This is a genomic window from Nocardia sp. NPDC003693 (genome assembly GCF_053981095.1).
Genome location: NZ_JBSFNO010000008.1, coordinates 175,608 through 193,933, shown reverse-complemented (window position 1 = coordinate 193,933; position 18,326 = coordinate 175,608). Strand labels below are relative to the sequence as shown.

Annotated in this window: 20 protein-coding genes; 12 read left to right on the top strand and 8 right to left on the bottom strand. The window is 70.0% G+C overall.

Translation table 11 applies throughout. The annotated features are described in order from the left end of the window. Positions 1–21: 21 nt before the first annotated feature. On the bottom strand, positions 22–231 hold the full coding sequence (locus tag ACWDOP_RS12460; RefSeq protein WP_456345137.1) for a hypothetical protein: 210 nt from the start codon (positions 229–231) through the stop codon (positions 22–24). A 220-nt stretch (positions 232–451) separates the two neighbouring features. Here ACWDOP_RS12460 and ACWDOP_RS12455 point away from each other — a divergent pair, with 220 nt between their 5' ends. Further along, positions 452–1,270, top strand: coding sequence for a SigB/SigF/SigG family RNA polymerase sigma factor (locus ACWDOP_RS12455; protein WP_456345136.1), 819 nt, complete (start codon positions 452–454; stop codon positions 1,268–1,270). Between the two features lie 3 nt (positions 1,271–1,273). On the opposite strand, the gene ACWDOP_RS12450 is transcribed toward ACWDOP_RS12455, so the two are convergent. Beyond that, a complete protein-coding gene (locus ACWDOP_RS12450) occupies positions 1,274–1,480 on the bottom strand; it encodes a hypothetical protein (protein ID WP_456345135.1) in 207 nt (68 codons plus the stop codon). Positions 1,481–2,115: 635 nt separating this feature from the next. Between ACWDOP_RS12450 and ACWDOP_RS12445 the strand changes: the two genes are divergently transcribed. Continuing rightward, a complete protein-coding gene (locus ACWDOP_RS12445) occupies positions 2,116–3,057 on the top strand; it encodes an AraC family transcriptional regulator (protein ID WP_456345134.1) in 942 nt (313 codons plus the stop codon). 165 nt (positions 3,058–3,222) lie between these two features. Here ACWDOP_RS12445 and ACWDOP_RS12440 read toward each other — a convergent pair whose 3' ends face one another. After that, positions 3,223–4,311 carry a saccharopine dehydrogenase family protein gene (locus ACWDOP_RS12440; protein WP_456345133.1) on the bottom strand — a complete coding sequence of 363 codons (1,089 nt, stop codon included), beginning with the start codon at positions 4,309–4,311 and terminating at the stop codon, positions 3,223–3,225. A 74-nt stretch (positions 4,312–4,385) separates the two neighbouring features. Beyond that, positions 4,386–5,231, bottom strand: coding sequence for a DUF1206 domain-containing protein (locus ACWDOP_RS12435; protein ID WP_456345132.1), 846 nt, complete (start codon positions 5,229–5,231; stop codon positions 4,386–4,388). Positions 5,232–5,400: 169 nt separating this feature from the next. On the opposite strand from ACWDOP_RS12435, the gene ACWDOP_RS12430 reads away from it, so the two are divergent. Next, positions 5,401–5,631: a hypothetical protein gene (locus ACWDOP_RS12430; RefSeq protein ID WP_456345131.1), complete on the top strand. Its 231-nt coding sequence runs from the start codon at positions 5,401–5,403 to the stop codon at positions 5,629–5,631. A gap of 142 nt (positions 5,632–5,773) precedes the next feature. Here ACWDOP_RS12430 and ACWDOP_RS12425 read toward each other — a convergent pair whose 3' ends face one another. Continuing rightward, positions 5,774–6,805: a fused (3R)-hydroxyacyl-ACP dehydratase subunits HadA/HadB gene (locus ACWDOP_RS12425; RefSeq protein WP_456345130.1), complete on the bottom strand. Its 1,032-nt coding sequence runs from the start codon at positions 6,803–6,805 to the stop codon at positions 5,774–5,776. A gap of 286 nt (positions 6,806–7,091) precedes the next feature. Here ACWDOP_RS12425 and ACWDOP_RS12420 point away from each other — a divergent pair, with 286 nt between their 5' ends. Beyond that, the gene (locus ACWDOP_RS12420) at positions 7,092–7,436 is read left to right on the top strand and encodes a histone-like nucleoid-structuring protein Lsr2 (protein ID WP_456345129.1); all 345 of its coding nucleotides are present in this window, start codon (positions 7,092–7,094) and stop codon (positions 7,434–7,436) included. A 72-nt stretch (positions 7,437–7,508) separates the two neighbouring features. Here ACWDOP_RS12420 and ACWDOP_RS12415 read toward each other — a convergent pair whose 3' ends face one another. From ACWDOP_RS12415 to ACWDOP_RS12405, 3 genes are read right to left on the bottom strand one after another with little or no spacing between them, the layout of a single operon-like run. Beyond that, positions 7,509–8,492, bottom strand: a complete 984-nt coding sequence (locus tag ACWDOP_RS12415) for an LGFP repeat-containing protein (protein ID WP_456345128.1) — start codon at positions 8,490–8,492, stop codon at positions 7,509–7,511. Continuing rightward, complete coding sequence (locus ACWDOP_RS12410) at positions 8,489–8,749, bottom strand: hypothetical protein (protein WP_454200541.1); 261 nt, start codon at positions 8,747–8,749, stop codon at positions 8,489–8,491. Before ACWDOP_RS12410 ends, ACWDOP_RS12415 begins: the two co-directional genes overlap by 4 nt. 37 nt (positions 8,750–8,786) lie before the next feature. Further along, positions 8,787–9,293, bottom strand: a complete 507-nt coding sequence (locus tag ACWDOP_RS12405) for a PRC-barrel domain-containing protein (RefSeq protein ID WP_456345127.1) — start codon at positions 9,291–9,293, stop codon at positions 8,787–8,789. Between the two features lie 247 nt (positions 9,294–9,540). On the opposite strand from ACWDOP_RS12405, the gene ACWDOP_RS12400 reads away from it, so the two are divergent. From ACWDOP_RS12400 to ACWDOP_RS12365, 8 genes are all read left to right on the top strand, one after another. Then, complete coding sequence (locus ACWDOP_RS12400) at positions 9,541–10,080, top strand: DUF4333 domain-containing protein (protein ID WP_454200543.1); 540 nt, start codon at positions 9,541–9,543, stop codon at positions 10,078–10,080. A 221-nt stretch (positions 10,081–10,301) separates the two neighbouring features. Next, positions 10,302–12,209, top strand: a complete 1,908-nt coding sequence (locus ACWDOP_RS12395; protein WP_456345126.1) for an ABC transporter ATP-binding protein — start codon at positions 10,302–10,304, stop codon at positions 12,207–12,209. Further along, entirely contained in the window at positions 12,206–13,966 is a 1,761-nt protein-coding gene (locus ACWDOP_RS12390; RefSeq protein WP_456345125.1) for an ABC transporter ATP-binding protein, read from the top strand. Before ACWDOP_RS12395 ends, ACWDOP_RS12390 begins: the two co-directional genes overlap by 4 nt. A gap of 78 nt (positions 13,967–14,044) precedes the next feature. After that, positions 14,045–14,689, top strand: coding sequence for a TetR/AcrR family transcriptional regulator (locus ACWDOP_RS12385; RefSeq protein ID WP_456345124.1), 645 nt, complete (start codon positions 14,045–14,047; stop codon positions 14,687–14,689). Between the two features lie 173 nt (positions 14,690–14,862). Then, positions 14,863–15,981, top strand: a complete 1,119-nt coding sequence (locus ACWDOP_RS12380) for a PucR family transcriptional regulator (RefSeq protein WP_456345123.1) — start codon at positions 14,863–14,865, stop codon at positions 15,979–15,981. Positions 15,982–16,106: 125 nt separating this feature from the next. Then, on the top strand, positions 16,107–17,090 hold the full coding sequence (locus ACWDOP_RS12375; protein ID WP_456345122.1) for an Acg family FMN-binding oxidoreductase: 984 nt from the start codon (positions 16,107–16,109) through the stop codon (positions 17,088–17,090). A 48-nt stretch (positions 17,091–17,138) separates the two neighbouring features. Beyond that, positions 17,139–17,858, top strand: a complete 720-nt coding sequence (locus tag ACWDOP_RS12370) for a TMEM175 family protein (protein WP_456345121.1) — start codon at positions 17,139–17,141, stop codon at positions 17,856–17,858. Between the two features lie 12 nt (positions 17,859–17,870). Then, positions 17,871–18,311: a pyridoxamine 5'-phosphate oxidase family protein gene (locus ACWDOP_RS12365; RefSeq protein ID WP_456345120.1), complete on the top strand. Its 441-nt coding sequence runs from the start codon at positions 17,871–17,873 to the stop codon at positions 18,309–18,311. The last annotated feature ends 15 nt before the right edge of the window (positions 18,312–18,326 follow it).

Sequence of the window (18,326 nt, the reverse complement as noted above, 5' to 3'; positions counted from 1 at the left end):
CGCGACGGGGTCGGCCGCGGGTCAGTGCGTGTCGGTGGGCAGCGCCAGCATCTGGAAGGTCATCACCAGTGCGCCGAGCAGGCCCGCGGTGCCGGTCAGGGCGGTGAGCGCGGAGCCGGTGAGCAGGGTCAGGCCGAGGAAGAAGAACAGGCACAGGGCCAGCGCCACGGTGGTGCTGGTGCGATCGATCCTCGTCGTATTCCGGGTGTGATTACGTGAGTCGATGATCATGTACTAAGCGTTCCCCACGAGATTATTTATCAAACCGTGATTGGTGAAAACCCTCGATCGAGACCGGTGTCATTGCAGGTCAGGGGCGATTAATTCGCGGTGATTCGGGCAGATCGCCCGGTGTGGGCCATGTCGCGCCGAGTTGTTTCGATGCGGGCGGACGGGGTACAGATTAGAAATACCCACGTTTTGTACGGGATACCGCACCGAGGGGCTGATTATGTCAACTGAATACCCCGCACGACCCGCCGACACCCGCCACGACCGCAGCACGAACGACTCCTACGACCACCTCGAGCCCTGGCTCGGCAAGCTCGCCGCGCTGGATCCGCAGGACCCCGAACGGGCCCGCCTGCGCGAGGACATCATCGCCAAGGCCATACCGCTGGGCGAGCACATCGCGCGTCGCTACGCCGGCCGCGGTGTCGAGTACGAGGATCTCGCGCAGATCGCCGCCCTGGGCGTGGTGCTCGCGGTGGACCGGTTCGACCCGGACCACGGGTCGTCCTTTCTCGGCTACGCGATTCCGACCGTCATGGGCGAGGTCAAGCGCTACTTCCGGGACAGCACCTGGGCCGTGCGCGTGCCGCGCCGGTTCAAGGAGCTGCAGCAGCAACTCGGCACGGCGATTCCGCAGCTGGCCCAGCGCCTCGAACGCGAGCCCACCGCTCGCGAGCTGGCCGAGCACCTCGACGCCGACCTGTACGAGATCACCCAGGCGCTCATCGCCCGCAACAGCCGCACCGCCGACTCGCTCGACACCCGGGTGACCGGTACCGAGGACGGCGCCACCTTCTCGCCCGCGGACACCATCGGCGATCTCGATCCCGGCTACGCGCTCATGGAGGATTCGCTCACCGCCGGCCCGCTGCTGGCCGAGCTGCCCGAGCGCGAGCGCCGCATCCTGATCCTGCGCTACGGGCAGGAGTTGACCCAGGTGCAGATCGCGCGGGAACTCGGCGTGTCCCAGATGCAGATCTCGCGCATTCTGTCGCGCGTGCTGACGGATCTGCGCACCCGCGCGCTGCAGGCGGCGTAGGTCTCACGCGGCGGGGCGAAACCCCGAATGACCCTGCCGCCGTGTGTTTTCGGCCAGTTCGATGAATTCGTCCAGGGCGGCCAGCGCGGACCACTCGTTCCGCGCGACGAGGCCGGGGAATCGATCCGAACGGGCGACGTAGGCGGCCTCGTCCGCCGACCAGCTCACCCGCACCGCGGGCGCCCAGTCGGTTCGATCGATGGTGTTCATGGTGGTTTCCTGTTCTCCCACAAGCGGTTCAGGCCCTCGATTCAACCTTCGCGGCCGCGCCGGGTGGCGGGTCCTTACGGATCTCGAAGCCCCGGGTACGGATATTTTCCGCTTTCCTTACGGGTCTCACGCGGTGGCGGTTGCCACGGGACCTATCCACTGCCGGACGTGCACGAACTTTCGGCGGCGGTCGAGCCCCGGCCGCCGTGGCTAAGGGTAACCTTAGTTTGTTCATGGTGGGGATGCGAGATCGGCACACCGTGTCCGCCACCCGCCCCCGTCGCCGAAGGTGATCGCGGATTTCGTGCGGAACTGCCGCTACACCGAGGACTGGGCGGGGCGTTGACGCGTCGCCCCGGGATCGACACGGGGAACGGGCGGGCGCGGCGCGCAGAGAGGCCCCGCAGGAGCGAAGGGGCACCTGCGGGGCCTGGTCACTGCTCCTGCCGGGGGTGCTGAGACGCAGTGACCCGCATGTGCAGCTGTGCGTTCAGTATCGGGGGCGGGGGAGCGCGGCGGGTGTGGGCCGACGGCGAGATTCGTTTCGCGCCTGGCGGGTTCGTTCGGTGGCTATCATCGTCGGCTATGCGGGGTGAGGGGTTCTGATCGGGGCGGTTCCGGTGGAGCGGACCGAAATGCGCACGCGGGAGGCCGATCCGGCGGTCGCGCTCGTCAAGAGCCTGGTGATCGATCACCGGGCCCGCGTCGCGGTCACCGCGCCGGAACGAGTGCACGTGTCGGTGAGTTCGGTGACGGCCGCGGGACTCGGCTCGGATCTGCTGCGCTTCTCCGGGATCAGCTATCACGCCGAGGGCGAGCCCTCGGCCGAGCTGCTGGCGGCGGTGCTGCTCTCGGGCAGCGGCACCCTGTCCGCGGCCGGAACCGACCTGGTCCTCGCGCCGCGCGACATGTTCCTCGCGCCCATGGAATCCGGCTGGGCGACCGATCTGCAGGACATGGTCTACGCACTGGTGCGCTTCCCACCGGCCGAGGTGGCCGAGCACGCGGCCGACCTCTGCGGGCCCGCCGACCGGCCGCTGCGCTTCCACGCCCTCTCACCCGTGCCGGGCACCGAACGCTTCTGGGCCGACACCTGCGCCTACCTGTACCGGCAACTGGTGTCCTCGGGCATCGACGAGATCAACACCCTGGTCCTGCACGGCCTCAAACGCCTCACGGCCACCGCGCTGCTCGCCAGCTTCCCCAACACCACCATGACCGCGTCCTACATCCCGGGCCCCGGGCCGACCCCGTCGGCCACCGTGTGGCGCGCGGCCCGGTTCATCGACGATCACGCCGCCGAACCCCTTACCCTCGAACGGATCGCCGCCGAGGCCCGGGTGACCCCGCGCGCCCTGCAGGCCGGTTTCCGCCGCCACTTCGACACCACCCCACTGGGCTATCTGCGCCGCGTGCGCCTGGAACACGCGCACCGCGACCTGCGGGCGGCCGACCCCACCCTGGGTGCGACCGTCGAAAACATCGCGGCCCGTTGGGGTTTCCCGCACCCGTCGCGCTTCGCGGCCCAGTACAAACGGGCCTTCGGGGTGCTTCCGAGTCACACCCTCCGTTCGTGACAAGTGGCGGCCGAGTCACGCGCTCGGCTCGCGAAGCGTGACGTCCCGGCCCCGCACCGGGCGCGTGAGGTGTTCTGTCGCACCGTGTTTCGGGCCGCCGATGTGCGCGGCGTGCCGTGGCCGACGGAGATGCCGGGCGTGATGCCCTCGAATCGTGCGTGCGAATCAGGCCGGGTAGCGGGACCATCCCGCCGCGGTGACCGCGGCGTCCAGGGCCTCGAGGCCGAAAGCGTCCACCGGACCCAGGGCGCCGGCGCCGCGCAGCCCGCCCTCCAGCGCCGTCTGCGCGCCCCAGGCGAGGATCGCCGCGGTGAAGTCGTAGGGGTCGCCGCCCGCGAGAGTCACCGTGGCCGCGGTCTTTCCGCTCGCGTCCCGCGCCTGCGCCACCGCCCAGGTCCGGGTGCGCCCGCGGGATTCGGCCCCGGGCCCGCCGGTCGATCCCTGCACGGCGCGCGCCAGGACGCCGTTGAGGCCCCGCGTGAGCACGGGCACCTTGCCCGCGGCCGCGATCAGCCCGGAGCCGGCGCGCAGTCCCTGTGCCGCGAGGGTCGGCAGGCCCAGGTAAACCCCGGCCTCGCGCAGGCCCGGATACGAACGGGTGAGCGCGAGATGCTCCGAACCGGGAATCGACACTCCCGTCCGGGCGGTCCCGGCGACGTCGAACGTGTGCAGCCGCGCGCCCGAGCGTTCGGTGACGATCCGCCCGTCGCGCAGCGCGAAGCCGGGTTCGAACAGCATCCCGGCGATGGAGGCGCGGGTGCCCCCGCTGGTGCGCGGGTTGTCGGCGAAGTAGCCGATGTCGACGCGCACCGCGCCGGGCGCCGACGCCAGGGCCAGCCCGGCGGCGAGATTGCCCGGGACGTAATCGAATCCGAACGCGGTGAGCAGGGCCGAGCCGGCGGCCCGGGCCCGCTCGTCGTGGTCGAACACGGTGCGGATGAAGGGCCCCTCGCCGGTGGAATCGAGGTAGTGCGCCCCGGCGTCGATGGCAGCGGCCAGCGCGGGCCCGCCGTAGCGCAGGAAGGGGCCGACCGTGCTGACCAGGACGTCGCCCGGTTCGAGCAGGGCGCGTACCGACGCGGGGTCGGCGACATCGGCGACGGCGGTGCGCGCGCCGCCGAGATCGGCCGCGAGCTTCTCCAGGGCGGTCGCGTTCCGCCCGGCGAGCACCGGTGAAACTCCGCGCGCGACAAGGGCTTCGACCGTCAGTCGTCCCGTGTAGCCCGTCGCCCCGAACACCACGATCTTCGCCATCGCCGCCTCCTCGCCGTTTGTCGTATGTCTAGCACGACGGTTGTGAGATGGATAGAGCCGGAGTCTCTTATTGCCTACATCTTCGCCAGCCGCGCCATGACGAAGTTGTACAGACCGTAGGTGATGATCCCCAGCCCCGCCGCCACCAGCAGCGCCGCACCGTAGGGCTGCGCGCCGAGGGTCTTGAGCGCCCCGTCCAGCCCGGCCGACTTGTTCGGATCGGACTGGCTCACGGCCAGGATCACCAGCGCCCCGATAGCCCCGATCGCGAGTCCCTTAGCGATGTACCCGGCCATGCCGAGCCGCTCCACCGTCTTGCTCGGCGAGCCCTTCAGGTCCTTCAGGAAGCGCTTGGTGGCCCCCTTGTACACGTGGTAGCCGCCGACTCCGATGATCACCAGGCCCGCGACGATCAGCACGACGGTGCCCGCGGTGTTCTCCATCAGCCGCGCGGTGACGCTCTTGCTCTCACCACTGCTGGACTTGCCGCGCCCCCGGGCGAAACCGAATGCGGTGAGCGCGAATCCGAAGTAGATCACCGCGACGGCCGCGGCCTTGATCCGGTGCACCGCCTCGGACTTCGCGTCGTCCGAGCGCGGCTCGGATGCTTTGCCGAACACCGCTTCGGTCAAGCGCCACAACGCCATCAGGACGAAAGCGACCACCCCGATCCACAGGGCAAGTCCGCCACCGGGTTTCGCGGCCAGCTCGGCCATGGCCCCGGATTGGTCGGCGGCCCCGCCCCCGCCGCCGAAGGCGAGTCGGATGGCGATGTACCCCACGAACAGGTGCACGATTCCGCTCATCACGAATCCGGCCCGGGCGAATCGCGCGAAATACGGGTGCTGCGCCATCCGCTCGACCGTGGACGACGAATACGAGTTGTCAGGCCTGCCGGTCCGGGTAGACGGTTCGGTCATCGAAAATCCTTTGATCCCATACGAACTGGACCGTCAGCGCATACCCGGGCAGGGACCGGTGAAACAGGCGCGGCGCGAACGCCGTCCACCGCCCGCCACCGCCGTTTCGACGCGGCGCCGGCGGGTAACACCTCGTCGAACCCGTGCCCATCGAGAATGGAAGTCGAGGATGAACCCAACCCCGGTCCCGCCCACCACGCCCGAGTCCGAGGATCTGCTGCCGGACGTCGATCAGCTCCGCGAGGACGCCGACGCCGCCGTGGCCGAAACGAGCGTCCGGGTCGTCGGCCGCGGCCTGCAACTGGTCCACACCGCCAAACGCCACCCCGTACCGCTCACGGCCGCGGCCGCTTCCGGCGCGGTTCTGACCTGGTGGGCGATCCGCCGCAGGCGGTCGTGAGCAGGCGATCGTGAGTGCTCGGCGCAGGCGATCGTGAGTGCTCGGCGTGTTCTCGCCCGATAGCGCGCGCCCGCGCGCCCGAACCGGTACTCGTGACCGGTTCGGGCGCGCGGGCCGTTGTCGCCGCCGGGCGGGGGAGCGGTCAGGTCAGGCGGACGTCCGCGGTGGCCAGTCCGAAGATCTTGCGGCCCGCGGACTTCGCGACGATCACCACGACCGCCGATCTGGTCTCCGGATCGAGCGACTTGATCCGCCCGGTGAACTCGACGGTGCCCGCCGAACCCGCTTCGATGACCGTGTAATTCGAGAGCCGGACCCCGTACCTGGTCATGGCGCCGGGGTCGCCGAGCCAGCCGGTGACGAATCCCGCGCCCAGGCCCATGGTGAGCATTCCGTGCGCGATCACGTCGGGCAGGCCGGCGAGGGTCGCGACGCCGTCGTGCCAGTGGATGGGGTTCGCGTCGCCGGACACGCCCGCGTAGTTCACCAGATCGCCGCGGGTCAACCGGACGGTCCGCGCGGGCAGTTCGTCGCCGACGGCGACCTCGTCGAAGCGGAGCGTGGTCCGGGGTTCGCGGGTGCGCGAGATATCGGACAGTGCGGCAACGCCTTCCGCGGGCGGCACGATCTCCTCGTTCCCGGTGACGCCGCCGGCCCGCGAGGCGGTGTCGAGCCCGGTCATGATGACCCGGTCGATGGTGTCGCTGACGTCGGTGTTGACGTCCTCACCGGTGAGCCCGACCACCGTGGTGTGCATGACCTGTGCGATGTCGCCGTCCCGGTCGAGGAACGTGTTGGTGATGGTGAGCAGGTCCTTGCCGGCGATGCGCCGCACCGAGGACAGTTCGACATCGCTGATCAACCGGTCTCCGGCGAGCACGGGCCGGTGCATCTCGAAGACCTGATCCGTCTGCACGACCACGTCGTAGCCGTTCATGAGGGTGTCCAGCAGCCTGCGATTGGCCAGCATGGCGGTGGTCGAGATGAACGTGGTCGGCGCGATGAGACCGGTGTAGCCGAGTTCGGCCGCGGCGGCGTCGCTCCAGTGCGCGGGATTGAAATCCTGCACCGCGCGGGCGTACTCGCGGATCTTCTCCCGCCCGACCTCGTAAAAGTCCTCGACCCGGTAGCGATGTCCCACCAGTCCGGCCACGTCGAACGCTGCTTCCACCAAACTCCTCCTCCATCAGGATTGCCGTCACTCGTAACCGGAATCGCCCCAACCGGATTCGCGAGTGAAAACCCACCTTCTCACACGGGGTCCCGGCGCCGGTGCGATCCGGGGCATTCCTCGAGGCGTAAGGCGCTGACCAGCAACTCTTCTCCGGAGGGCGCGGGAATTCGGCGTGCGGGCGGGCCGTGCGAGGTCCTGAGATCAACGCCCGAAACCGGACTGTGTACAACTGACGCGAAGAACATCCGCGTTCGAGGACGCCAGCGCACCTACCGGAGGGATGATCGTGGCACGGAAAGTGGTCGTCAACATCATTGATGACTTCGACGGCGAATCGACGGCCGACGAGGCCGTCCTATTCTCACTCGACGGCATCGACTACGAGATAGATCTGTCGAGCGAGAACGCGGCGGCGTTGCGCGAGGTGTACGCGCCGTGGATCGCCAGCGCGCGCAAGATTCGCGGCAGCACCCGCCGCAAGGCCGCGACGGCCACCCCCACCCGGTCGACGGCCGACCGGCAGGAGAGCACCGCGGCCCGCGAATGGGCACGCGCCCAGGGCCTGCCGATCTCCAGCCGCGGCCGGATTCCGGTCGAGGTGCTGGAGTCGTATCGGGCCGTCGCGAGTTGAGACACCCGGCGCGGTGACCCCCGGCCGCTGCTGGGCCGGGGGTCCCTGCGTGAAGCGAAACCCGAAGCGCCGCTACGTCACGGGTCGCCCGTGACCACCACCGAGCGTCCGAGCTCGCTCGGCCATGCTCGCCAGGTGCGCACCGGCGGTGTGCGCCCGGCCACCGGCGGCGGCCATCGGTGCGGGGACGGCCCCTGATCCGGTTCCGCGCGTGCCGGTTTGCGTCGCGGCCATCGAATAGCGTTCGTGCCCGCGAGATTTCGTGACCAGTGTCGCGAGACCACCCGCCGCGGCGGCGATCAGGAGCCCGATCGGCAGTGCCCACCATTTCGCGGCGGAGTCCGATCCGGTGCCGGCCGCGGGGCCGGTCGCCATCGAGTCACCGGGCGGCGCGCCCGGTGTGGAGACATCCAACCCGCCCAGCTGTCCGGCGATCGCCGCGGGCACGGTGACGAAACCGTCCGCCTCGCTCCAGGAGATCTGCACCGGTTCGCCGTTCTGCCCCGTGAAGCTCTGGCTGTACACACCGTTCGCGAGCGTGGTGTCGCTCGTCGGTGCGCCCAGCACTCCGTCGGTCGCGTCCAGGTGTGACCACGCGGTGCGAATCGGGCCGCGCACCAGCCACGCGCCGTTCTGCGGGCTCCACTGGATCGTGGCCCCGTCGGGTGCGGAGAACTCGCTGAAGCGCGCGGTGCCCGCGACAGCGACGTCCGACTCGTCGTTGGTGGGATAGCCGAGCCCGGCGTCCGCGCCGCCGAGGGCGAGGTACTTGTCCAGGATGGCGCCGTACATCACCCGCGCGCCGGTATCGGCGGAGTAGATGATCTTGCCGCCCCGATAGTCCTGCGCCGCGCCGTCCGGCCCGAAAGCGTAGACGCCGCCGACCTTTTCACCGAGCGGTGTGGACGCCCCGCCCTTGTCCCGGTAGTGGTCGTCGATCGCCGATTCCGCGCCCGCGGGCTGCGCTCCCGCCGCCGGACCGACCAGTGCGCCGGCGCCGAGGATCAGCGCGGCGCAGGCCGCGGCCCCGGCGAACGACCTCCGCCACCCGTTCACGACGGCGCCCCCGTCTTCGGCCGCGTCACCAGTCCCAGCACCGCGGAGAACGCCGCGCCCACCGCGCCGCCGCCGGCGACCTGGGCGAGGATCTGACCGAAATCCAACCCGCTGCCGGTGGTGGATTCGATGATCGCGCCGGTGATTCCGCCACCGATCGCGCCGGCGAGACCGTGGACGAGCGGCCCGAAGGGGCTGCGCGATCCACCGACTCCGCCGCCGACCGCACCGCCGAGCAAACCCAGCAGCCATTCCATGATTCCTCCTGGTTGTCAGCTGATCGGGAATGGAAAGCTATGCGCGCCTGTCGTTGTCGTCGATCCAGACCTCCGTGGCCTCGATGTGTCCCGCCGACCGGGCGCGTTCGCGCTCGGCGTCGGCCACGAGCCGTTCCTCGGTGATCGGCAAACTCTCGGCGCCCGCGTGGCCATAGGTCAGCGGGGTGTCCTCGTCCCGGACGCGCTGCGCCCGGGACGAGGACACGCCCCGGCGCTGGCCGCCGCGGTAGTACGTGATCAGCGCCTGCTCGTCCTGCGGCTCGAGCATTCCGTCGTGTTCGAGGTGCGGCGCCGCGCGCACCTGTTCCCGGTCGGCCCGCACCCGCAGCGAGTTGTCCGCGGGCTGGTATTCGGCGCCGTCCAGCGGCGCCAGGGCCTGCTCACCGCCCATGCCCGTGCCGATCGCCGCCCACGTCGCGGTCCCCGATTCGTTGTCGATGTAGAAGCCCTCGACCGGGCCGATCTCCGCGCCCGCCGCGTCTCGCGCGATGCAGCCGATCAATGATTCCAGCGTCTTCGCCATGATTCGTCCTCCGGTTGGGCGGCGGTCCGGGGCGAGGTCGGCCCGGTCGGAGCGCCGCGATGGAAACGATCCGGTGTCAGCGTGCTGCGATAACGCGCATACCCGGCCGGAATGCTGTCAAACATCCAGCTAACGATTGCGGTGGGTTCGCGGGCGGGTGCCCCGGTCGGGATGCGAATTGGTTGCGAAGTCGATCTTTCCTGGCGAAACGGTGAAGTTCGTTCCGGCATCGGCCCTAAAATTGCCTATGCGGAAACTGATAGCTGCTCTGCCCCTCGTGTTCGTCCCGATACTCGTGGCCGGATGCAACTCGGGGCCCGGTTCTGTGAGCAAAAGTGACGTGGAATCCAAGACCGGTAGCGTATTCCACGATACGTCGCACGAAGACGCGAAATCCGTTGTGTGCGAAGGTGATCTGGACGCGAAGGTGGATGCCACCCAGAAGTGCGCCATCACGTCCGGCGACGGTCAGGTCTGGTCCGTCGTGGCCAAGGTGACCAAGGTGGAAGGCGATACCGCCTACTACGATCTCGACATCACGGACAAGTACGTCGCCCCCGACGACGTGGCCTCCAATGTCTCCAACTTCTACCAGGAACGAGTGGGGCTCGCCCCGCAGTCCTCGAGCTGTACCGGCCTCCTGCGCGGAGCGACCGGCACCAGCATTCGCTGCGTGGTAACCGAGAACGACGGCACCCGGTGGGGAGTCACCGCGACCACCACCAACGTCGAGGGCGATCAGGTCAACTACGACATGATCGTCGACGACCAGCCCCTGGCGGGCTAGCCGCCCGGCGGCAACCCGGCGCCCCTCGGGGCGGCGGGCTGCGTCGCGGCCTTCCGAAACCCGAAACCCGAAACCATGCTGCGCAAGCCCCCGGGGGAGGTCTTGCGTGGTCTTCGCACCGGTCATATTCTGAACGCCATTCAGATTTAAGTATGGCAAACCTAAGTTCGATCCGATCGCGACGATCGCCGCCGCGGGGGAAGTGCTGAGGCAGGAGTGATATGACCGCATCACCGACATCGGCCGCCGCGCCCGGCGAGGTCCGGCCCGCGCCGCCGCCGAAGCCCGGCGACCCTGAGCCCGCGAGCGCCGGCGCGCCGAATCCGGACGCGTCGGACACCAGGGCGCACCAGCGGGCGGGCGCGCGGGCGCTGGCGGACCTCATGCGGCCGGTGTCCGCGCAGTTGGGCCTGGCCCGGCTGCTCGCGGTGGTGTCCGGCGCGCTCGCCGTCGTGCCGTACATCGCGCTCGTGCACATCGGCGACGTCCTGGTCACCGCCCATACCGCGGGTGTGGATGTGGACGGCGACGAGGTGTCGCGCTGGCTGCGAATCCTGCTCGGGGCCTTCGGACTTCGGCTGGGCATCTATTTCGTCGCCCTGCTGGTCACCCACCTGGCCGACGCGCGGCTCGGGCACCTGATCCAGGAACGCATGGTGCGACGGTTCGCCCGGGTGCCGCTGGCGTGGTTCACCGCGACCAACTCCGGACGGGTACGCAAGGCCCTGCAGGACGAGATCGGGACGATCCACCACCTCATCGCGCACCAGCCGGTCGACGGCACGAACGCCGTCGTCATGCCGGTGGCGCTGGCCGTCTACGCGTTCGTGATCGACTGGCGGCTCGGCCTGCTCTCGGTGGCGACGCTGCCGCTGTACGTCGCCGCGATGGCGTTGTCGATGCGCGGCATGGGCGCCAAGACCGTGGAAATGGATCGGCGCCTGTCCACCGTCTCCGCCCGCATGGTCGAGTTCGTCACCGGGATCTCGGTGGTCAAGGCGTTCGGCCGGGTCGGCAAGGCGCACCGCAGCTTTCAGGAGGCCGCCGACGATTTCAATCAGTTCTACCTGAAGTGGGTGCAGCCGCTCATTCGCGTATCCGCCCTGGGCACATCGTTTCTGGCCGTCCCGCTGGTGCTGCTGATCAACATCGGCGTCGGATCGGTACTGGTGCACGGCGGTTCGGTCACCGCGCCCGATGTCCTGGCCACCGCCCTCATCGCCCTGCTGATCCCGTACGCGCTCGAGGTGCTCATGAACTCGATGTGGGCCGAGCAGCTCGCGGGCGGCGCCGCGCTGCGGATCACCGACCTGCTCGAGACGCCGACGCTGGCCGACCGCGACGCGGGAGCGGAGCCCGCGTCGAACGAGGTTGTCTTCGAGGGGGTTTCGTACTCGTACCGCTCCGGAGCGGACGCCGCGCTCGCGATCGACGACGTGAGCTTCACCCTGCGCGCGGGCACGGTCACCGCCCTCGTCGGTCCGTCCGGTTCCGGCAAGTCGACGATCGCGACACTGCTGGCGCGCTTCGACGATCCACGGTCCGGCGTCATCCGCATCGGCGGTGTCCCGGTCGGTGAGATCCCGGATCTGTACTCGCGCGTGGGATTCGTCCTGCAGGACCCCCAGTTGCTCGCGATCAGCATCCGCGACAACATCGCCCTGGGCCGCCCCGGCGCGACCGACGAACAGATCCGCGCCGCCGCCCGCGCCGCCCAGGTGCTCGACGAGATCGACGCGCTGCCCGGCGGATTCGACACCGTCTACGGGAAGGACACCGGCCTGTCCGGCGGTCAGGCCCAGCGCATCTCGATCGCCCGGGCACTGCTGGTCGACGCGCCCATCCTCGTGCTGGACGAGGCCACCGCCCTCACCGACCCCGAATCCCAGCACGAGATACAGCAGGCGCTCTCGGCGCTGGTCCGCGGCCGGACCGTCCTGCTGATCGCGCACCGCCCCGAGGTGATCAAGGGCGTCGATCAGATCGTGCTGATCGAACACGGCCGCATCCTCGCGGCCGGGACGCACGACGAGCTGCTGAGCCAACCCGGATACGCGCGATTGTGGCTGTCGGACAACGGAACTCGACCCGCCGAAGGCCCGGCACCGACCACGGGAGACCCGCGATGAACCTGCCCCTGCTCGACATCGTCCCGCGCATGAGCCGGATGATCTCCCAACCCCGATTGATGAAACCCGCGCTCGCCCTCAGCGTCGTGGCCGGGCTGACCGAGGGCCTGGCCCTGGCCGCCCTGCTGCCCGCCATCAGCGCGCTCGCCGAGGACGCCCCCGTCTGGGGGCTCGGCCTGGGAGGTTGGCTGTGCGTGCTCGCGGTCCTGGCGACCGTGGGCTTCGCGGTGAACTACGCGCAGAGCCGCTCCACTTACGCTGTCGCCCTGGACTTTCTGCGCAGCATTCACCGGCTCACCGGCGACCAGGTCGCGAAGCAACCGCTGGGCTGGTTCGCCCGGCCGATCGCGGGCAAGCTCTCCCGGATGGTCTCCACCGAACTGATGTCGGCGGGGGAGATCTTCGCGCACATGCTCGGCCCGCTGGTCGCGCGGATCACCACCGCCGGGGTGATCATCGTCGCCGCGTGGCTGTGGCACCCGCTGCTCGGGCTGATCATCACCATCGCGGTGCCGGTGTTCGCGCTGATCACGTTGCTCTCCACCGATCTCATGCGGCGCGGCAAGGCCATCCACGAGCCCGCGGAGATCGAAGTGGCCGGCCGGGTCGTGGAATACGCGCAGTGCCAGGGCGCCCTGCGCTCGAGCGGCCGCAGCACCGACTTCGCGCCGCTGACCGAGGCGCTCGATCACGCGTACGCGGCCAAGAAGCGCGGACTCTGGCTCGAATCGGCGGGCATGCTGCTCAGCGGCATGATCACCCAGGGCGTGGTCGTCGCGCTGATCAGCGCCGCGGGCTCGCTGGCGGTCGCCGGAACCCTGGAACCCGTTCCCGCTCTTGCCTTCATCGGGCTGGCGCTGCGGTTCTCCTCCACGGTATCGGCCATCACCGAAGCCGCCATCGCGCTGGAATCGCGCCGTCCGCTGCTCGACGCGCTGGACGAGGTGCTCACCGCCGAACCGCTGCCCGAACCGGCCGCGCCCGCCGTGCTCACCGCGCCCGGCTCGGTCGAATTCGACGGTGTCACTTTCGGCTACGCGCCCGGGGCCACGCCGGCGTTGCGCGAGGTGTCGCTGCGCGTGCCCTCGAATTCCATGGTCGCGCTCGTCGGGCCGTCCGGCAGCGGCAAGACCACGATGGCGCGCCTGATCAGCCGGTTCTACGACGTCGACGCCGACGCGGTCCGGGTCGGCGGCGTCCCGGTCGCCGAGCAGACCGGTGAGCAGCTGATGGCGCAGCTGTCCCTGGTGTTCCAGGACGTCTACCTCTTCGACGACACCCTCGCGGCCAATATCGCGGTCGGGCGCGAGGACGCCACCGAGGCCGAGATCCGCCGCGCGGGGGAACTGGCCGGGGTGCGCGAGATCGCCGAACGGCTGCCCGGCGGCTGGGACTCGCGCGTCGGCGAGGGCGGGCGCGCGCTGTCCGGTGGTGAACGCCAGCGCGTGGCCATCGCGCGGGCGCTGCTCAAGCAGGCGCCGATCGTGCTGCTCGACGAGGCGACCTCGGCCCTGGACGTGGAGAACGAGGCGCACGTCGTCGCCGCGATCGAGCGGCTGCGCGAACGGGCGACGGTCATTGTCATCGCCCACCGCCTGGACACCATCGCCCGCGCCGACCTGATCGTCCAGCTCGACGGCGCCGGCGCCGTGGTCGCGCGGGGCACGCACGCCGAACTGCTGGCCGCCGGAGGCACTTACGCCACATTCTGGGATCACCTGCACAGTGCGAAGGGTTGGCAACTCGCCAACCACTAGCCTGACATCCATGAGCGAACCCAGCGCGGAGCCCGTCGACCCAGCCGCCCCCGACCGGGCAGCCGGCGAGCTTCCGGCGTGAGCGCACCGCGCTGGGCCGCCGGCAAGAAGGTGGGCCGCAAGCCCGCCTTCGGCCGCGAAGACGTCGTCCGGGCCGCCATGGAGGAGGGCCTGGACACCTTCACCCTCGCCGCGATCGCCGAGCGGATCGGTGTCGGCGCGCCCGCGATCTACCGCCTCTATCCCTCCCGCGACGACATCGTCGTGGCCTGCCTGGACGCCATCGCCGCCACGATCGCGCTGCCCGAGCCCGGCATGGATTGGCGGGAAACGTTGCGGCAGTGGGCGAACGAGTGCTGGCGCATGTGCGAGGAGAATCCCCGGCTGCCGCTGGTGGTCTACTCCTACGCGCCGGCGTTCACCCGCATCACCGAGGTGCTCGAGGCGTACGGCGCGCATCTGTCGGGTCAGGGCATCACCCCGGGGCAGACCAGTTTCGCGCTCGACTTCCTCGGTGACACCGTGTTCGCCTGCCACCTCGGTGTGCAGACCATGCGCACGACCGACCCCAGCGGCGCCACCGGCCTGGATCAGGTCCGCCGGGCGCTCGCGGACAAGTCGAGCATCCTGCAGCCGCAGGATTCGTGGCAGCAGCGCGGCCTGACCGATCTCAAGATCGAATTCATCATCACCGGGCTCGAACACAACTGGCCGGAGGCCTGACCGGCGCTGCCTCCACCCGTCGCGGTGATCGGATGGCAAGCTGGGGTAGATCCCGGTTCCGGCCACCTCGACGTTGCGGAGTTTCCGATGGACGATCGCGGCACGCTACTCACGACTGAATCACCTTCCCGCACAGGACGATCGGCCGCCGAACCCGGGCGGACGAGCCGGCGGTGACCGACTTCGACATCGCGGGCTCCGAGACGCTGGCCGGGGAACTGTGGCAGCGATTCCGCCGGGAGATACCCGCGTACGCCGACATCGACGAGGCCGACACCGTGCCGTCGCTCGCCGCGGCGCTGATGCGACTGGACTCGGCGGTGCGCGAGCGCCGCGAGCTGACCGAGCCGGAGATCGAGCAGTTCCACGAGTACGGCGCCATCCGCGCCCGGCTCGGCGTGCCCCTCGAGGCGGTGCTGCGCGGGTGGCAGATCATGATCGCCGAGATCATCGAACGCGTCGGGCGCAATCAGATCTGGGTCGACCGGCCGGGGTCGACGCTCATGAACGTGCTGGTCGCGCTGCTGCGGGTGTCCGACGCCGCGACCGTCGCGCTGAGCGCCGGGCATCGCGACACCGCCGCACAGATCCAGCGCCGGCGCGACGGTCTGCGCGACGATCTGATGCGGGGCATCCTGGCGGGCCGGTTCGGGATCGATGAGCTGCGCGGCCAGGCCCAGTACCTCGGGTTGCGGCTGGACCAGCGCTACGCCGCGTTCCGGGCCATCAGCACCGAACCCGAGCACACCGAATGGCGGATTCGGCAGCAGCCCGCGTGCCGTCCGCCGCAGGGGCTGACCGCGCTGCTGGACGGTGACGTCGTGGGATTCTTCAGCGGGCCGACGGGCCCGGAGGTCGACGACGAGTTCCTCGGGATCGGGCCCCGGGTCGAGCTCGACGAACTGCCCCGATCCATTCGCATCGCCGGCCGGGTCGCCGAGACCGCGCGACTGTTCGCCCGGCCCGGCCGCCACACTCTGATCGAGCTCAGCATGCGGGCGGCGGTCGTGGGTGACGTCGAGGTCGGGGCCGCCCTGGCGGAGCGCTACCTCGAGCCCGTCCGTGACGACGACGCCTCACCGATCCTGGACACCGTCGAGTGCTACCTCTCGGCCGGGATGAACGCCTCCGAGACCGCCAATCGGATGTACCTGCACCACAACACCGTGCGCTATCGCCTGGCCAGGTTCGAGGAGCTGACCGGGGTGAGCCTGAAGGATCCCGAGATCGCCTTCCAGGTGTGGTGGGCCCTGCGCTACCGCGAACTCGGCTGGTCCCGACCCAATAACTGACAACCCCTCCGGCCGGACCTTGTCAGTTATTACGAGTGCCGCGGGCTCGAATCCGGGTTTCCTTGAACGTAGCTGTTCAGAAACGGACAACCGATCACCGGTTACCGACTCGGAAAGAGCGATGAATGATCGACAAGCCGACGCTGCACCAGGCCTTCGAAACCGCGATCGACATGGCAGTCCGGGCACCGTCGATCCACAACACCCAGCCGTGGCGCTGGCGCGTCACCGACGACGCGGTGCTGCTGTACGCCGACACCTCCCGGCATCTGCCGGCCACCGACCCGACCGGGCGCGCCCTGGTCATGAGTTGCGGGGCCGCGCTGCATCATCTGCGCGTCACGCTGGCGATGCTCGGCTGGCACGCCGAGGTGCGCTACGTTCCCGACCCCGGGGATCCCGATCTGCTGGCCGTGATCACGGCCGTGCCCCGCGCGGCGACCGCCACCGATATCGAGATGGCCGCGGCCATCATGCACCGGCAATCGGATCGGCGGAGCTATGACGATCGCCCGGTGAGCTCGGCGCTGCTGCGCGATATCAGCTCGGTGGCTCCCGCGTTCGGCGCCGCCGCGCGGCTGGTGCCCCCGCAGTTGCGGTGCGCGCTGTCCGAGGCCACGCACACCGCGGTCGCCCGGCACGCCCGCGACGGCGCCTACCAGCGGGAGATCACCATCTGGAGCGGCAGGCACGGCGCCGCCGACGGCGTGCCCGCCGCCAACACCCCACCGGTCCGCGAGGACGGTGAGATCCTGTTGCGCGCGTTCGCCGACCCCGAGCTGGCCGATCCCGCCGACGTGGTCGACGGCGCGCAATGGTTCGTGGTCGGTACCCCCGCCGACGACATCCAGGCCCGGGTGCGCGCGGGCGAGGCCGTGTCGGCGGTGCTGCTGACCGCGACCCGTCTGGGCCTGGCCAGCTGTATCCAGTCCGAACCCCTCGGGATCCTCGAACTGGGTGTGGCCCTGCGCTCGGAGGTCCTGCACGACTGCGCGTTCGCCCAGACGATGATCCGGATCGGCTGGGCGCCCCGCACGGCCGCCCCGCTCCCGTTCACCCCGCGCCGCGCGATCGCCGAGGTGGTCGAGGAGGGCGCGGTGGCTTCCTAGACCGGCGGCGCGGTAGCCCGCGTGGCGGTGCCGGGGGAGAATGCGGGAATGGAAGGGCACCGGGGGCTCGAGCGGCTGGTCAACTTCAGCGACGCGGTGGTGGCGATCGCGGCGACCCTGCTGGTGTTGCCGCTGGTCGACGTGGTGAAGGACGCGGGGGACACCGGGTTGCGCGAGCTACTCGCCGACCATCGCAGCGATCTGGTGGCGTTCGTGGTGAGTTTCGCGGTGATCTACCGGCTCTGGCTGCTGCACCACGGGCTGTATCGCACGCTGCGCGGCTACAACGGGGCGCTGCTGTGGACGAACCTGCTGTGGTTGATGAGCATCGTGTTCCTGCCCGTGCCGACCGAATTGATCTCCTCCGGCGCCGGTTTCGGCCGGGACGCGATCGCCCTGTACCTCGGCACCATCGCGGTCTCGTTGCTGGCGTTGCTGATTCAGCGCTGTGTGATCGCCGCGTCCCCGGCGCTGCGCGCGGACGTGACCGACCCGTCGGTGCAATCCTCGGCGGTCGCCGCCGCGACGGCCGTCGCGGCGTTCCTGCTGGGCCTGGCGTTCCCGCAGATCGGTCTGTGGTTCCTGCTGCTGTTCGTGGTGAGCGGCCCGGTCGGGACCGTGATCGAACATCGCCGCCGCCCGCCGCCGCCCCGGAGAGCTGAGAATCGCGCCTCTGCGCGCGAATTGCCGCTGGACACAGCGTGTTCCCTGCACTGCGGCGGGGCCGAGCCCGACGGGCGGCCGCCGCGATCTGTCGGCGGCCGCTGACATGCTGGCCCCATGGCAACCTGGGATCAATTCGCGAGTGAGGCACCCGAACTGGCGGCGCGGGTGCGGGAGCGGTTCGAGGCGAACAAGACCCATGTGCTGGCGACGCTGCGGCGGGACGGCGCGCCGCGGGTCAGCGGCTCGGAGGTGGAGTTTCTCGGGGCGGACCTGATGTTCGGCTCGATGCCCGGCGCGGTGAAAGCCGCCGACCTGCGGCGCGACGGCCGCTGCGCGATTCACGCCCACCCCGGTGACGGTGACGCCAAGGTGATGGGCGTCGCGGTCGAGATCATCGGTCCCGCGAAGGCGGCCTTCGGTTCTCCGCCGGGCGTCCACGACTACCGCCTCGATCTGACCGGCGTGGTTTTCACCCGCGTCGACGAGGTCACCGAACTCCTGGTGATCGAGCACTGGCGGCCGGGCCGGGGTGTGGACGTCAGCCGGCGCGCATGAGTCGAGCGGCGCCCG

Coding starts and splice junctions, on each gene's coding strand:
- ACWDOP_RS12370 (WP_456345121.1), top strand. CDS start 17,139: ATGGAAGGGCACCGGGGGCTCGAGCGGCTGGTCAACTTCAGCGACGCG.
- ACWDOP_RS12435 (WP_456345132.1), bottom strand. CDS start 5,231: ATGACCGAACCGTCTACCCGGACCGGCAGGCCTGACAACTCGTATTCG.
- ACWDOP_RS12395 (WP_456345126.1), top strand. CDS start 10,302: ATGACCGCATCACCGACATCGGCCGCCGCGCCCGGCGAGGTCCGGCCC.
- ACWDOP_RS12445 (WP_456345134.1), top strand. CDS start 2,116: ATGCGCACGCGGGAGGCCGATCCGGCGGTCGCGCTCGTCAAGAGCCTG.
- ACWDOP_RS12450 (WP_456345135.1), bottom strand. CDS start 1,480: ATGAACACCATCGATCGAACCGACTGGGCGCCCGCGGTGCGGGTGAGC.
- ACWDOP_RS12375 (WP_456345122.1), top strand. CDS start 16,107: ATGATCGACAAGCCGACGCTGCACCAGGCCTTCGAAACCGCGATCGAC.
- ACWDOP_RS12430 (WP_456345131.1), top strand. CDS start 5,401: ATGAACCCAACCCCGGTCCCGCCCACCACGCCCGAGTCCGAGGATCTG.
- ACWDOP_RS12400 (WP_454200543.1), top strand. CDS start 9,541: ATGCGGAAACTGATAGCTGCTCTGCCCCTCGTGTTCGTCCCGATACTC.
- ACWDOP_RS12440 (WP_456345133.1), bottom strand. CDS start 4,311: ATGGCGAAGATCGTGGTGTTCGGGGCGACGGGCTACACGGGACGACTG.
- ACWDOP_RS12410 (WP_454200541.1), bottom strand. CDS start 8,749: ATGGAATGGCTGCTGGGTTTGCTCGGCGGTGCGGTCGGCGGCGGAGTC.
- ACWDOP_RS12455 (WP_456345136.1), top strand. CDS start 452: ATGTCAACTGAATACCCCGCACGACCCGCCGACACCCGCCACGACCGC.
- ACWDOP_RS12365 (WP_456345120.1), top strand. CDS start 17,871: ATGGCAACCTGGGATCAATTCGCGAGTGAGGCACCCGAACTGGCGGCG.
- ACWDOP_RS12390 (WP_456345125.1), top strand. CDS start 12,206: ATGAACCTGCCCCTGCTCGACATCGTCCCGCGCATGAGCCGGATGATC.
- ACWDOP_RS12460 (WP_456345137.1), bottom strand. CDS start 231: ATGATCATCGACTCACGTAATCACACCCGGAATACGACGAGGATCGAT.
- ACWDOP_RS12405 (WP_456345127.1), bottom strand. CDS start 9,293: ATGGCGAAGACGCTGGAATCATTGATCGGCTGCATCGCGCGAGACGCG.